The 13,534-nt window shown below is 41.6% G+C and carries 14 protein-coding genes and 1 pseudogene; 9 read left to right on the top strand and 6 right to left on the bottom strand.

Translation table 11 applies throughout. The features are described from left to right. Positions 1-6 precede the first annotated feature (6 nt). Positions 7-1,098 (bottom strand): isochorismate synthase, encoded by a 1,092-nt coding sequence (locus ACFO6W_RS20685; protein WP_379999990.1) that lies wholly within the window; start codon positions 1,096-1,098, stop codon positions 7-9. A 287-nt stretch (positions 1,099-1,385) separates the two neighbouring features. On the opposite strand from ACFO6W_RS20685, the gene lpdA reads away from it, so the two are divergent. The 5 genes from lpdA (at position 1,386) to ACFO6W_RS20660 (ending at position 7,683) form a co-directional block, all read left to right on the top strand. Beyond that, positions 1,386-2,735 (top strand): dihydrolipoyl dehydrogenase, encoded by a 1,350-nt coding sequence (lpdA, locus tag ACFO6W_RS20680; RefSeq protein ID WP_379999988.1) that lies wholly within the window; start codon positions 1,386-1,388, stop codon positions 2,733-2,735. 84 nt (positions 2,736-2,819) lie between these two features. Further along, positions 2,820-3,581, top strand: a complete 762-nt coding sequence (locus tag ACFO6W_RS20675; RefSeq protein WP_379999986.1) for a lipoate--protein ligase family protein — start codon at positions 2,820-2,822, stop codon at positions 3,579-3,581. Between the two features lie 26 nt (positions 3,582-3,607). After that, entirely contained in the window at positions 3,608-4,963 is a 1,356-nt protein-coding gene (locus tag ACFO6W_RS20670) for a dihydrolipoamide acetyltransferase family protein (RefSeq protein WP_379999984.1), read from the top strand. Between the two features lie 89 nt (positions 4,964-5,052). Beyond that, positions 5,053-7,086 (top strand): alpha-ketoacid dehydrogenase subunit alpha/beta, encoded by a 2,034-nt coding sequence (locus ACFO6W_RS20665; RefSeq protein ID WP_379999982.1) that lies wholly within the window; start codon positions 5,053-5,055, stop codon positions 7,084-7,086. Positions 7,087-7,176: 90 nt separating this feature from the next. Next, positions 7,177-7,683: a flavodoxin gene (locus tag ACFO6W_RS20660; RefSeq protein WP_379999980.1), complete on the top strand. Its 507-nt coding sequence runs from the start codon at positions 7,177-7,179 to the stop codon at positions 7,681-7,683. 55 nt (positions 7,684-7,738) lie between these two features. Here ACFO6W_RS20660 and ACFO6W_RS20655 read toward each other — a convergent pair. Beyond that, positions 7,739-7,933 (bottom strand): annotated as a pseudogene (locus tag ACFO6W_RS20655) (anaerobic sulfatase maturase); the annotation flags it as partial. 369 nt (positions 7,934-8,302) lie between these two features. Between ACFO6W_RS20655 and ACFO6W_RS20650 the strand changes: the two are divergent. Next, the gene (locus ACFO6W_RS20650; RefSeq protein WP_379999978.1) at positions 8,303-9,076 is read left to right on the top strand and encodes a carbonic anhydrase family protein; all 774 of its coding nucleotides are present in this window, start codon (positions 8,303-8,305) and stop codon (positions 9,074-9,076) included. A gap of 65 nt (positions 9,077-9,141) precedes the next feature. Here ACFO6W_RS20650 and ACFO6W_RS20645 read toward each other — a convergent pair whose 3' ends face one another. After that, positions 9,142-9,663 (bottom strand): DUF2867 domain-containing protein, encoded by a 522-nt coding sequence (locus tag ACFO6W_RS20645; protein ID WP_379999976.1) that lies wholly within the window; start codon positions 9,661-9,663, stop codon positions 9,142-9,144. A 108-nt stretch (positions 9,664-9,771) separates the two neighbouring features. Between ACFO6W_RS20645 and ACFO6W_RS20640 the strand changes: the two genes are divergently transcribed. Both ACFO6W_RS20640 and ACFO6W_RS20635 read left to right on the top strand, forming a co-directional pair. Beyond that, positions 9,772-10,299, top strand: a complete 528-nt coding sequence (locus tag ACFO6W_RS20640) for a GNAT family N-acetyltransferase (RefSeq protein WP_379999974.1) — start codon at positions 9,772-9,774, stop codon at positions 10,297-10,299. Positions 10,300-10,314: 15 nt separating this feature from the next. Next, positions 10,315-10,896 carry a DNA-3-methyladenine glycosylase I gene (locus tag ACFO6W_RS20635; protein ID WP_379999972.1) on the top strand — a complete coding sequence of 194 codons (582 nt, stop codon included), beginning with the start codon at positions 10,315-10,317 and terminating at the stop codon, positions 10,894-10,896. Between the two features lie 33 nt (positions 10,897-10,929). Here the strand turns inward: ACFO6W_RS20635 and ACFO6W_RS20630 are convergent, their stop codons facing one another. Then, entirely contained in the window at positions 10,930-11,802 is an 873-nt protein-coding gene (locus ACFO6W_RS20630) for a pyridoxamine kinase (protein WP_379999970.1), read from the bottom strand. 130 nt (positions 11,803-11,932) lie between these two features. Between ACFO6W_RS20630 and ACFO6W_RS20625 the strand changes: the two genes are divergently transcribed. Beyond that, positions 11,933-12,475, top strand: coding sequence for a hypothetical protein (locus tag ACFO6W_RS20625; protein WP_379999968.1), 543 nt, complete (start codon positions 11,933-11,935; stop codon positions 12,473-12,475). Here ACFO6W_RS20625 and hypB read toward each other — a convergent pair. Both hypB and hypA read right to left on the bottom strand, forming a co-directional pair. Then, entirely contained in the window at positions 12,472-13,152 is a 681-nt protein-coding gene (gene hypB, locus ACFO6W_RS20620; protein ID WP_379999966.1) for a hydrogenase nickel incorporation protein HypB, read from the bottom strand. The two genes, ACFO6W_RS20625 and hypB, sit on opposite strands and share 4 nt — an antisense overlap. Before the next feature lies 1 nt (position 13,153). Beyond that, complete coding sequence (gene hypA, locus ACFO6W_RS20615) at positions 13,154-13,510, bottom strand: hydrogenase maturation nickel metallochaperone HypA (RefSeq protein WP_380000107.1); 357 nt, start codon at positions 13,508-13,510, stop codon at positions 13,154-13,156. Positions 13,511-13,534 lie beyond the last annotated feature (24 nt).

Raw genomic sequence — 13,534 nt, 5'->3', positions numbered from 1 at the left:
TCACTTTTAAATTACCGACAATATCGTTTGCAATTTATTTTCTGTTTCTTCCCATTCCGGTTTCAGTTCGGAAGAAAGAAGCATACCTCCTCCCGCATAAAGCCGAAGCAGATCCTCCCCCATCTGCATACACCTCAGATTTACATACAGGCGGCTGCTTTCCTCAATATCCAGCGGACCTGCAAACCCCGAATAATAACGACGGTCATACGATTCATTCCTAAAGATAAAATCGAAAGCCGCTTCTTTCGGGAACCCGGATACCGCGGGGCTGGGATGCAACAAGGCGAGCAAATCCCCTATCTTGTATCCATCTTTCAGCTTAAACGAGAATTTGGTTTTCAAATGCTCTATATTTCCTGCCTGCGCAGTAAATGGCCCACTCTGTATTACATCTCCACACAGTTGATTAAGCTGCTGCTGCATATAATCAACAACAATCTGCTGCTCTTTCCGGTTCTTATCATCCCAATCTTCGGGCGATACTTTTTTAGTGCCTGCCAGCGCTACAGTTTTATAGATTCCATCCTGCTCCGAAACAAGCAATTCGGGAGAAATACCCATCCAAGCCCCGGTTTGGGGAGTATTGCATAGAAATACAAAGTTGGAATGATATTTCCCACATGCCTCACGGAAAGACGTACCTGCCGAAAAACTACGCTTCCTTTCCACATCGAATGTACGGGAAAGCACCAGTTTTTGTAATTTATTTTCAGACAACGCTGAATAAAAGGTAGTATAGTCAGAGCTATATTGGGTGAACGAATTAACAGAGGTCTGATTATGAATATTAATCGCCGATGAAATCCCTTCAGAATGATAATCTGATAAATAGCTGAATACTACCGCTTCTCCTTTCAGACAGATATCAGGATGAATAACAATAAGAGGAGTATCTTCCGAGATACGAAAAGGAGCAATAACAAAACCTGTCTTTCCATTCAGATCGGACAAAGAATCTAAACATAGAGCAGCCTGCGATGTTTGTAATACCAGATGTATATCTTGTTGCCTTGCCTGCCTGTATACGGCAAAGGATACATTTTTTTCAATCAGGGAATCAAAAATACTATAATCGAAATCTTGATTAAATTCCATTTAAAACATAACGTTGATTAAAATCTAATTTACAAAAGTACACTAAATAGGGCATCATACAGCTATATTCAGTTGACTTTTTTAGCCCAAAATATGTTGTACAACATATTTATAAACCTGTATATTTTTTCAAGCAGAGCTACAAACGTTTCACATGCATGAATTTGTAACATTGAGTTTGCATTATAGATAGAATCTATCTAATAGATATAATCAATTTCTATAAAACAAAATGTTAAACAGCATTGTTAATCAAGCACTAAATAAGATATTAAATAATAACAACTATGGAACATGATATAGCAATTATCGGAGGTGGCCCGGCAGGATACAATGCTGCAGAAAAGGCTGCCCTGAACGGTTTGAGGACAATACTCTTCGAGAAAAACGCAATCGGTGGTGTTTGTCTGAACGAAGGGTGTATCCCAACCAAGACATTACTCTATTCAGCTAAAACACTGGATAATATAAAAAGTGCGTCAAAATATGGTATCTCTGTAGAAGGCGAACCGACCTTCGACCTGCCTAAAATTATCTCCCGGAAAGATAAGGTTGTAAAAAAACTGACTGCCGGCGTAAGTGCCAAACTGAGTTTCAACGGGGTTACAGTTGTACAAGGTGCAGCCGACATTGTGAATGAAGATAACGGTCTGTTCCAAATTAAAAGCGGTGAGAATACATACTCCGTAAAATATATATTATTGTGTACCGGCTCCGAAACGATTATCCCGCCTATAAAAGGATTGTCGGAAGTAGACTACTGGACTTCGAAAGAGGCTTTGGAATCGAAAGAATTGCCCAAATCTCTGGCCATTATCGGCGGCGGTGTTATCGGCATCGAATTTGCTTCATTCTTTAACAGTATGGGAGTAAAAGTAAATGTAATAGAGATGATGCCCGAAATACTCGGTGCAATGGATAAAGAAACCTCAGCCATGCTGCGCACCGATTACACAAAGAAAGGGGTTACTTTCCGTCTGAACACAAAAGTAGTGGAAGTAACGAAAAAAGGTGTTGTAGTAGAAAAAGACGGCAAATCAGAAACCATCGAAGCCGACCGCATACTCGTAAGCGTAGGCCGCAGGCCGATAGTAAAAGGCTTCGGACTCGAAAATCTGAACATTGAAATGCTGAGAAACGGTATTAAAGTGAATGAATACATGCAGACCAGCAATCCTCGTGTATATGCCGCAGGTGATGTTACCGGATTCTCATTACTGGCTCACACAGCGATCCGTGAAGGCGAGGTTGCTATAAGCCATATTGTAGGCGAAGATGATAAGATGAGCTACAAAGCCATCCCCGGAGTGGTTTATACCAACCCCGAACTGGCAGGTGTAGGTAAAACTGAAGAAGAACTGAATGCAAACGGCGAATCATTCCGTGTACTGAAACTGCCAATGGCTTACTCGGGCCGTTTCGTAGCCGAAAATGAGGTGGGCAACGGGCTATGTAAGATAATTGTGGATGACGACGACCGCATTATCGGTTGTCATATGCTCGGTAATCCGGCATCGGAACTCATTGTTATTGCAGGAATAGCAATTGAAAACGGCGACACAGTGGAAGAATTCCGCAAACATGTATATCCTCACCCTACCGTGAGCGAAATTATACACGAAACGTTATTCTCATGAATTATAATTTCAAGATTTCAAAATCTCAGATTTCAAGATTAAAAAGAAAAATAGATTCCGAATCTTGAAATAAAACGAATAATTATGCTTTGTATCAACAATACACATACCGACGCTTATTTCAACCTGGCAAGCGAAGAATATCTTCTGAAAAATTTCAGAGATGATATTTTCATGCTGTGGCAGAACGAACCGTCGGTCATTGTTGGCAAATATCAGAATGTGCTGGCCGAGATAAATCTCGACTTTGTCAAACGTAATCGGATAAAAGTCGTCAGACGCTTTTCGGGCGGGGGTACAGTGTTTCATGACCTCGGCAACCTCAACCTCACATTCATTGAGAAAAATAATAATGTAAACTTCGACAAGTTCACAAAACAGATTATCGCCCTACTCTCCGAAATCGGGATACATGCCCAATCGGACGAACGCAGGGCGATAAATATTGACGGGCTGAAGATATCGGGAAGTGCGCAATGTGTACACAAAGACAGGGTAATGTATCATGCTACCCTGCTTTTTTCGTCTGACCTAAGCAGCCTCGTCTCCACATTGGAGAGCGACCCCAAGCAACTGGAAAACAAGACAGACAACCGTATTTATGTAAAATCGGTAAAAAGCCCTGTTACCAATATTCTGCAACACCTGGATAAGCCTTTGGATATAAAGTTTTTCAAAAAATACATACTCGATTATTTTCTCAATAAGGACAAGGATAACAAGATGTATAAATTTTCGGAAGAAGATATTTCGGCAGTCAAAGCATTGTCTGCAATGAAATATACTACCGAAGAATGGAACTTTCATGGCAACAGGACTGTAAACAATAATTATTTGCACGTATAAGAATAAACCAAAATATATAAATAACCATGTCAAAATTTGAAATAAAAATGCCCAAACTGGGCGAAAGTATTACAGAAGGGACAATCATTTCGTGGTCAGTTAAAGTAGGCGACACTATCAACGAAGATGATGTATTGTTCGAAGTGAATACAGCAAAGGTAAGTGCGGAAATCCCGTCGCCTGTCGCAGGTAAGATACTTGAAATATTATTTAAGGAAGGAGATACTGTTGCCGTAGGCACAGTGGTTGCGGTCGTACAACTCGAAGATGAAGAAGGCGAGAGTGAAGATGCTGCTCCGGCTCCGGCTGCTGAAAAGAAAGCAGAACCTTCGACTCCGGCGAAAGCAGAAGAAAAAGCCGCTCCGGCTGCTGCATCCGCCGAACCGGCAGTAAGTGCACCCGCTACAAAAAACAGTGGTGACAGATGGTATTCGCCTGTTGTTCTCGGAAAAGCCCGCGACGCCAAGATTGACAAAGATGAACTCGACGCTATTCCGGGCTCCGGATACGAGGGTCGTCTGAGCAAACGCGATATAGAAAAATATATAGACAACAAGAAAAAAGGAATCTCAGCTACAGAAGCAAAACCAAAATCCGCAGCAGCAGAAAAACCGGCGGCTGCAACGGCTTCACATTCACAAACCAATGATGCGCCGAAGCCTGCTGTTCCTGTGGCTGTAGCCGATGGCGATACTGTAATTGCAATGGACCCTATACGCAAGATCATTGCCGACCGCATGACTTCATCCAAAAAGATTTCTCCGCACGTAACCAACGTAATCGAAGTAGATGTAACCAAACTGGTGAAATGGCGCGAAGAAAACAAAGACGCATTCAAAAAACGCGAAGGCATCAGCCTTACTTATATGCCTGCAATCGTAGAGGCGACAGCTAAGGCTCTGAAAGACTTCCCCCGTGTAAACTCATCGGTAGACGGATACAATATTATCGAGAAGAAACGTATCAATGTGGGTGTTGCCGTATCGCTGAACGATGGTAATCTGATTGTGCCTGTCGTAAAAGATGCAGATAAACTAAGCATCAGCGGAATAGCAGCATCGGTAAGTTCTCTGGCAAACAAGGCCCGTGCTAACAAACTGATGCCGGACGAAATACAAGGCGGTACATTTACAATAACCAATTTCGGTTCATTCAAGAGCTTGTTCGGTACTCCGATCATCAATCAACCGGAAGTTGCGATTCTGGGGGTAGGTATTATCGAAAAGAAACCTTCTATAGTAGAAACTCCTGAGGGAGATGTAATAGCTATCCGTCACAAGATGTATCTGTCATTGTCGTACGATCACCGGGTGATAGACGGCATGCTGGGAGGGAACTTCCTGTACCGTATAGCAGAGTATCTGGAAAACTGGAATGAATAAACTCAGATACAAGTAGACAAGGTACAAGTAAACGAGTTTCTAACTTGTATCTCGTATCTCGTCTACTTGTCAACTAACAAAAAATAAGAATGAAAAAATACGATATAAAAACCACAGACAAAGAAACGCTCAAAAAATGGTATCACCTGATGACATTGGGGCGTGCTATCGATGAGAAAGCTCCGGCTTATCTCCTGCAATCGCTGGGATGGTCGTATCATGCGCCTTATGCAGGACATGACGGTATCCAGCTGGCAATGGGACAAGTTTTCAAGAGGGGCGAAGATTTTATGTTTCCTTATTACAGGGATATGCTCACTGTTCTGTCAGCAGGCCTGACCGCCGAAGAACTGATACTGAACGGTATATCAAAAGCTACCGACCCTGCCAGTGGCGGGCGTCATATGTCGAACCACTTCGCCAAACCCGAATGGGGAATACAGAATGTATCATCTGCAACCGCCAACCACGACTCTCAGGCTGTCGGCACTGCCCGCGCGATGGTCTACTATAACCATAAGGGTGTAGCAATAGCCTCGCATGGAGATTCATCCACATCCGAAGGTTATGTATACGAAGCGATCAACGGGGCATCAAAAGAGCGACTGCCTTTTATCCTTGTCGTACAGGACAACGGTTATGGTATATCTGTTCCTAAAAAAGACCAGACAGCCAACCGCAAAGCGTCTGAAAACTTCAGGGGAATAAAAAACCTGCGAATCATATATTGTAACGGTAAGGATGTTTTCGATTCGATGAACGCCATGACCGAAGCCCGTGAATATGCTATTGCAAACCGCACTCCGGTAATAGTACACGCCAATTGCGTACGTATCGGTTCACACTCCAACTCGGATAAACATACACTTTACCGTGACGAAAACGAGTTGAAATATGTAAAGGAAGCTGACCCCCTGATGAAGTTCCGCCGTATGCTGTTGCGCTACAAACGCTTTACAGAAGAGGAACTGAAAGAGATAGAAGCAAACGCGAAGAAAGAATTGAGCGCCGCTAACAAAAAGGCTCTGGCAGCACCGGACCCTGATCCGGCATCTATATTCGATTTTGTAACACCCGAACCATATCAGCCACAAAAATATGTCGACGGCACACATAATGAAGAAGGAGAAAAGAAAAATCTCGTTACCGCATTAAATGAAACATTAAAAGCCGAATTCCGCCATAATCCGGATACTTTCCTATGGGGACAGGATGTGGCCAATAAGGATAAAGGAGGTGTGTTTAATGTATCGAAAGGTATGCAGCAGGAATTTGGCGAAGCACGTGTATTTAATGCTCCGATTGCCGAGGACTATATTGTAGCCACAGCGAACGGCATGAGCCGTTTCGACAAAAAGATAAGAGTAGTAATAGAAGGTGCCGAGTTTGCCGACTACTTCTGGCCGGCGATGGAGCAGTATGTGGAATGTACGCACGACTACTGGCGAAGCAATGGTAAGTTTGCGCCGAATATCATTCTGAGGCTGGCTTCAGGCGGGTTTATCGGTGGAGGTATGTACCACTCACAGAATCTGGAAGGAACATTAACAACACTCCCCGGTGCGCGTATCGTATATCCGTCATTTGCCGACGACGCGGCAGGACTGCTGCGCACAAGTATGCGCTCCGAAGGATTTACAGTATTCCTTGAACCGAAAGCATTATACAATTCAGTAGAAGCCTCAACTGTCATCCCCGACGATTTCGAGGTTCCCTTCGGAAAGGCCCGTATCCGCCGTCCGGGGAAGGATCTTAGTATCATTACTTACGGAAATACGACCCTCTTCTGCCTAAATGTTGCCGAACGCCTTGCCAAAGAAGACAGCTGGGATGTGGAAGTAATCGATATCCGTTCGCTTATACCTCTCGACAAAGATGCCATTTTCGAATCGGTGAAGAAGACCAGCAAGGTACTTGTTGTACATGAAGATAAAGTTTTCTCCGGCTTTGGGGCGGAAATAGCTGCTATGATAGGAACTGAAATGTTCCGCTACCTGGATGCCCCTGTGCAGCGGGTAGGTTCCACATTTACTCCGGTAGGCTTCAACCCTATACTCGAGAAAGCCGTACTACCGGGAGAAGACCGGATATATGAAGCAGCTAAGAAATTATTAGAATATTAAAGTAGTTACAGGTTACAGGTTACGAGTTACAAGAAAAGCGATCTTCATACCCGTAACTTGTAACTCGTAACTTGTAACAAATAAAGACATATGAAAAAAATAGGATTGTTTTACGGAACAAGCACAACCAAAACCGCGGCAGTAGCAAAAAAAGTTAAAGCTGCATTCGGAGAGGACAAGATCGATATTATTCCCATAGAAGATGCATGGACAAAGGATTTTGAAGGCTATAACAATATTATCATAGGTGTTTCCACATGGTTCGATGGTGAACTACCTACTTATTGGGACGAAGTGAAGCCAGAGCTGGAAACATTGAAGATGAACGGGAAAAAGATTGCTATCTTTGGTTTGGGCGATCAGGTAAAATACCCTGAAAACTTTGTAGACGGTATAGGTATACTAGCCGAAACATTCGAAGCTATCGGAGCTACTCTTGTAGGATTTACTTCAACAGAAGGCTATACATTCGAACATTCACGTGCCGTGCGCGAGGGTAAATTTGTGGGGCTGGCGATCGATTTCGAAAACCAGCACAGCAAGACAGACAAAAGAGTAAAAGAATGGGTGGAGCAATTAAAGAAGGAATTTGATTGATTTACCGGCAGATGTATAAGAACGGGATCTTTCATTTGGATGGTCCCGTTTCTGTTTATATGAGATATCCGTTTTTTACAGTGTCCATAACATCCATCGGCGAACGTTGATTATCCAATTCATTTTTCATAAAATCCATATAAGGCGCTACGTGATCGAAAAACTTATAATATCCTTTGCATAAATAATTTAGTCTTTCCTCTCCGGAATCTGTTCTGATTATCCTGTTTTTAGGGCATTCACCATTACAATCCGCAGATTACAGCGTCCCCGACCGGCTTCAACATGACATACAACGGTCTAGAAAAAGTAGAAACGTAGTAGGTAGCCGACATTTTTCTGACGATATTGATCCGGCTACAAAAATATAATTATTTTAGTTATCATGATTAATAGAAAAGAATAGCCTGAAATGACACGGGTTTATTTTATACATTTTCTAAATAGTATAGTTAATATTATAAACAATTTTTATTATCTTTGTATTGAATTGCTATACGATCTATACAAAACTAAATTAATTTTTTTAACAACAAACACATTAATAACACAATTATATAATATTACAAATCCGAGAATTTAATAACATATAACACATTCATTAAACATTAAACACATCATGAAAAAAATTGTATTGAATAGTATACTATTCATTTTACTAGCTAGTGCATCTGGTATCTTTACATCATGTAATAAACAGGGTAAAGTAAATAGCGATTCGGCAACTCAGTCTACAGAGATAAGCCTTCCTGAGAAGGAAATATTAAGTAATACAATCCTTACAGCTGAAGAGCAGGCACAACTGACTCCGGACTCTGTATTGGAGATTCTTAAACAAGGGAACAAAGAATATACAGAAGATAATCTTACAGTGCGCAACAATTCGCGGCGTATAAGAGAGGCCGCACTGGGGCAATATCCCAAGGCAGTCATAGTATCTTGTCTCGACTCGCGTGTCCCTGTAGAAGATGTATTTCATAGGGGAATAGGAGATATATTCGTAGCGCGCGTGGCAGGCAATATAGTAAATTCCGATATACTGGGAAGCCTCGAATTTGCATGCAAAGTCTCAGGGTCTAAACTGGTAGTCGTACTGGGACATGAACATTGCGGAGCTGTAAAATCGGCTATCGATGATGTAAAATTGGGGAACATCACAACATTACTCTCTAAAATCCGCCCGGCTGTAGCTTTGGCTTCCAAAGATTTTGAGGGAGATAAAACTTCCAAAAACCCTGAATTCGTACAAAAGGTTTGCGACGACAATGTAAAATTAACAATAGAAGAAATTCGGGCTAAAAGTCCTATACTGAAAGAAATGGAAGAAAAGGGAGAAATAAAAATTGTAGGAGGTACATATCATATGGAAACAGGGCAGGTAGATTTTTTCTGATAACAAAACGGTAAATTTTTCATAGACAGGTTGCGGTATATAAGAGTATTGCGGCCTGTTTTATTTTATATACCTCCGGTATGGCTTTTGATGGCGTGTTTCAACATTTTCCTCACCACAATATGATGGAAAGGGCAAATAACATAGAAATAGGTATATCCGAGCCAGTTATGAAACTGAACCAATGTAATAGCATTGACAATCTGCTCATTTCCTTCATTCTCTATATAAACTGACAAATGTGCTGATAAATGTTTGTCGCTGAGATAGAGCACCGTTTCATTTTCTGATTTGTCTGAAACTGACATAAGACCAGAGCTAGTACCTTCACGGATACATCGCTCAATTTCTTCTGCATTCTTATTTTCATCTCCTTTGAGCCCGAATGGCTTAACCAAAGTATTCCGGATACGGTAAAGATTTTTGAGCCATTTAGGTTTCACAGTCCAGAAGGCAACCTGAATATCATCAGCCGTAATCATCGGTGTATTCTCTATGATACATTCGAAGATGTCTTTATAGTCGACCGGAAGATATTTGTTTACTAATGCCTTTCGCGGAATATTCTTTTTTTGTGTTACGATCATTCTCTTCTTTACTATTTCACTATAAAAGTAAAGATTTTAATTTTCAAATTAGTCTGGAATCATAATTAATATTGTATTTTTAAACTATAATAGCGTATTCAGTATAGTATGAAAGAAATAGAGACAAGAAGAGTGACATTCGATGAAATTGATCAATTACAAAAAATCAGCAGACAAACTTTTTATGAAACATTTTCGGAAGTAAATACTGAAGAAAATATGGCCAAATATCTAACTGAGAAACTCTCATCAGAAACACTGTCCATTGAGCTTAACAACAAAAACTCAGAGTTTTATTTTGCCATATCCGGAGGAGAGATAATCGGCTACCTGAAGCTAAATTCAGGGCAATCGCAAACAGAACTCCATGATATTAAATCACTTGAAATAGAGCGAATTTATGTATTGAAAGAATTCCACGGAAAAGGTGTGGGACAATTACTCTATCAGAAAGCTATACAAAGAGCGCAGGAAACAGATGTCGACTCAGTATGGCTAGCTGTTTGGGAAGAGAATCCGAGAGCAATAAGTTTTTATAAGAAGAATGGCTTTGTCAGGTTTGATAAACACATTTTCACACTAGGCGATGACGAACAGACAGATATCATGATGAAACTGGAATTAAAAGATAAATAATAAACAATGAATCTTATGGACAACAATACAGAGATAACCCGCTGCGGATGGGTAGGAAATGATCCTTTATACATAAAGTATCATGACGACGAATGGGGTACGGAAGTGACAGATGACAAAACTATGTTCGAATTCCTTGTCCTCGAAAGTGCTCAGGCCGGACTGAGCTGGATAACGATCCTCCGGAAACGGGAGGGTTATAAAAAGGCCTTTGCCGGATTCGATGCCGGAAAAGTGGCAAAATTCACAGACGAAGATGTGGAACGGCTCATAAAGGATGAAGGTATTATCCGGAACAGACTGAAAGTAAAAGCGACAATATCCAATGCCCGACTTTTCCTTGATGTACAAAAAGAATTCGGTAGTTTCTGCAACTATATGAAATCGTTCCTGCCTGACGGAAAACCAATCATCAACCATTGGAAAACATTGGCCGAAGTACCTGCATCAACGCCACTCTCGGATGCCATCAGTAAGGATATGAAGAAACGGGGATTTAAGTTTTTCGGCACAACGATCTGTTACGCGCACCTGCAAGCCGTAGGCTATGTCAACGACCACTTGACCGGCTGTATATGCAGGACTAGTAAACAGTAAGCTATAACGAGTGACATCATGTTGAAATCTTAATTATATCAACTCATATGTGCTTACCTGAATCGGAATATGCAGATTATGCAAAACCTTTTCGAGCAGGATACCTTCGCGCGAATCGTATTCATAACCGAATGTAGCCCTTATACCCTGATAACAAAACTGGGTGGCACGGTCCAAAGCCATGGGTAGGCTGTCGCCCTGCATCATAGCTCCGGTGATAACGCTGGTAAATGTATCACCCACACCGGGATAATGGGCAGGCAGATAAGGACAGGTCACTTTCCAGAAACGGCCGCCATTGCGGTTATAAGCATATACGGATGTCTGATGCGGATCATCAGCCACAGGCACACTGGTAATAATGACTATGGAAGGCCCTTTACCGGAAAGGGCTAATAAGTATTCCTTGAGCCTTTCGTCCGTATATTCTTTTTCGTAAGGTATATCCAGCAAATAAAAGAGTTCGGTCAGATTAGGAGTCACTATATCAGCCACGGTTACCAACCGCCTCATCTCCTCTACGATAGTGAGATCGAAGCCTGTATATAGCTTACCATTATCCCCCAGTACAGGATCTACAACAACAAGGTTATTCTCTTTGCGAAATTCTTGTATGAAGTCCTTCACGATCTGTACCTGTTCGGGAGAACCCAGGTAACCGGAATAAAATGTATCGAATCCCAGATTCAGTTTTTTCCATTCGGTTATGATTTTCCGCATCTCATCTGTCAGATCGAGGAACGAAAAATGCGGATATTGTGTATGGCTCGACAAGATGGCCGTTGGTAAAGGACTTACATGAAATCCCATAGATGTAAGTATGGGAATTACAACTGTGAGCGATACCCTTCCTATACCCGAAAGGTCGTGTATGGCAACAATTTCTTTTGTCTTACTGAAATACATATTGTTATATAATTTATACCGGTAATAAGGAAAATGCAAATATAGCTTATTGAGATGGAGAATTACTTCTTTATTTGTAAAAAGAATTATACCTTTGCTTTATAAACACACACCTGTAAAACTGACATAAATGAGACGGAACTTTTGCCTTTTCTTCTGTGCGATCTTCATAATAAGCATTTTTTCTTCTTGTTCATTACCCGAACCAGATATCGCGCTTCGCTTAAAAAACCGGAAGCAGGCTATTGACAGCATTATAGCCAAAGGTGAATGCCCATCCCATTTTGTCGCAGTACTAACTGAAAGCCAAGAAATTAACTGCTACTATCAATTATTCCACGATGATTCTAATGGTTTGGCCAGAGCTTCGGAAACATACACACGGAATAATAAGACGAGCGACACCACCTTCGTTTATTACTTCGACGAGCATGAAAACACCATCGCTTTCCAGGTAAAAATAGCCGCAAACAATGACAGTATTTTCAATTCGGTAACAGCATTCTACAACAGAGATATGGACGTGATAAGAAAAGAGTATGCTACCATCGACAATTGCGATATCCCTGTAAATGGCACGGATTCATTATCCATCGATCTTACTGCATATAAGATCCCGCCTAATGTAAGCACTTTTGCGCAACGGAAAAAGATAATATTGCAAAACGACTAATCATTGCGACTTAACAGCCAGCGGCACCATTTGTCCATGCCTTGTCCGCGTAATGCCGACAATTCGAAGAACTGGAGGTTATGGTTCACTTTCAGAGCATTGTCCCGTAATATGGCTATATCTGTATTCAGGTAAGGAGCCAGATCCACTTTATTGATGATACAGACATCCGCCTCCTGGAACATATAAGGATACTTCAAGGGTTTATCATCTCCCTCGGTAGTACTCACAATAACCACTTTCTTAGCTTCACCGAGGTCATACATAGCCGGACAGACCAGATTCCCTACATTCTCAATAAAAACAATGGCTCCGTTTTCAGGATCCAGTTGAAGCAGGGCTTTGCTTATCATATCAGCTTCGAGATGGCATCCCATACCGGTATTCACCTGATAGGCTCCCACTTCTAACGCCGCAATACGGTCGGCGTCATTCGAAGTTTGCTGGTCACCTTCTATTACATAAACGGGAATTTGTCCCTTTATCCTGCGAATGGTTTCTTCCAGCAGGGTGGTTTTACCCGAACCGGGGGAACTCATCAGATTGAGACAGAGTATATTCTTCGATTCAAAATATGTCTTGTTCTGGTCGGCAATCGCATTATTCCGTGAAAAAATATCTTCCTCCACAGCTATAATCATCTTTTCGTCCACAATGTATTTATCCTTTCCGTCCATCCTATTCTTTATTTTTCGATTTAACGACTATTGACTTCACTTTCAGTTCCTTTCCCCTCACAATCTTTACATAGTATGAGCCACATTGCGGACAAGGTGAAAATAATGTTTCTACCGGGAATACCGCTTCACAATCACCGCACCTCGCCTCTCCGGCTATATCGTGACGTACTATACGCGCTCTTTCCAGCATAGTACCCTTTACGGAACTTTCGAGAGCAAACATGAGAGTCTGTAATTCTACTCCGGCAAGGCTTCCAATTTCGAGTTCCAGCTCTTCTATTTCGCTCGCCTGATGCTTGCGGGCTTGTTGCTCGGCAAGTTGTACTATACTTTGTGCAATGGATAATTCGTGCATGGTATTAATGTGCCAGTTATTTGA

Origin of the sequence: Dysgonomonas termitidis (genome assembly GCF_042654545.1) — a bacterium.
GTDB lineage: Bacteria > Bacteroidota > Bacteroidia > Bacteroidales > Dysgonomonadaceae > Dysgonomonas > Dysgonomonas termitidis.
Note: the sequence above shows the minus strand (reverse complement) of the source record. Positions and strands in the feature narration are given on the sequence as shown.

What these genes read in the sequence shown, in the direction of transcription:
- ACFO6W_RS20685 (WP_379999990.1), bottom strand. Translation starts at nt 1,098, where the DNA reads ATGGAATTTAATCAAGATTTCGATTATAGTATTTTTGATTCCCTGATT.
- lpdA (WP_379999988.1), top strand. Translation starts at nt 1,386, where the DNA reads ATGGAACATGATATAGCAATTATCGGAGGTGGCCCGGCAGGATACAAT.
- ACFO6W_RS20675 (WP_379999986.1), top strand. Translation starts at nt 2,820, where the DNA reads ATGCTTTGTATCAACAATACACATACCGACGCTTATTTCAACCTGGCA.
- ACFO6W_RS20670 (WP_379999984.1), top strand. Translation starts at nt 3,608, where the DNA reads ATGTCAAAATTTGAAATAAAAATGCCCAAACTGGGCGAAAGTATTACA.
- ACFO6W_RS20665 (WP_379999982.1), top strand. Translation starts at nt 5,053, where the DNA reads ATGAAAAAATACGATATAAAAACCACAGACAAAGAAACGCTCAAAAAA.
- ACFO6W_RS20660 (WP_379999980.1), top strand. Translation starts at nt 7,177, where the DNA reads ATGAAAAAAATAGGATTGTTTTACGGAACAAGCACAACCAAAACCGCG.
- ACFO6W_RS20650 (WP_379999978.1), top strand. Translation starts at nt 8,303, where the DNA reads ATGAAAAAAATTGTATTGAATAGTATACTATTCATTTTACTAGCTAGT.
- ACFO6W_RS20645 (WP_379999976.1), bottom strand. Translation starts at nt 9,663, where the DNA reads ATGATCGTAACACAAAAAAAGAATATTCCGCGAAAGGCATTAGTAAAC.
- ACFO6W_RS20640 (WP_379999974.1), top strand. Translation starts at nt 9,772, where the DNA reads ATGAAAGAAATAGAGACAAGAAGAGTGACATTCGATGAAATTGATCAA.
- ACFO6W_RS20635 (WP_379999972.1), top strand. Translation starts at nt 10,315, where the DNA reads ATGGACAACAATACAGAGATAACCCGCTGCGGATGGGTAGGAAATGAT.
- ACFO6W_RS20630 (WP_379999970.1), bottom strand. Translation starts at nt 11,802, where the DNA reads ATGTATTTCAGTAAGACAAAAGAAATTGTTGCCATACACGACCTTTCG.
- ACFO6W_RS20625 (WP_379999968.1), top strand. Translation starts at nt 11,933, where the DNA reads ATGAGACGGAACTTTTGCCTTTTCTTCTGTGCGATCTTCATAATAAGC.
- hypB (WP_379999966.1), bottom strand. Translation starts at nt 13,152, where the DNA reads ATGGACGGAAAGGATAAATACATTGTGGACGAAAAGATGATTATAGCT.
- hypA (WP_380000107.1), bottom strand. Translation starts at nt 13,510, where the DNA reads ATGCACGAATTATCCATTGCACAAAGTATAGTACAACTTGCCGAGCAA.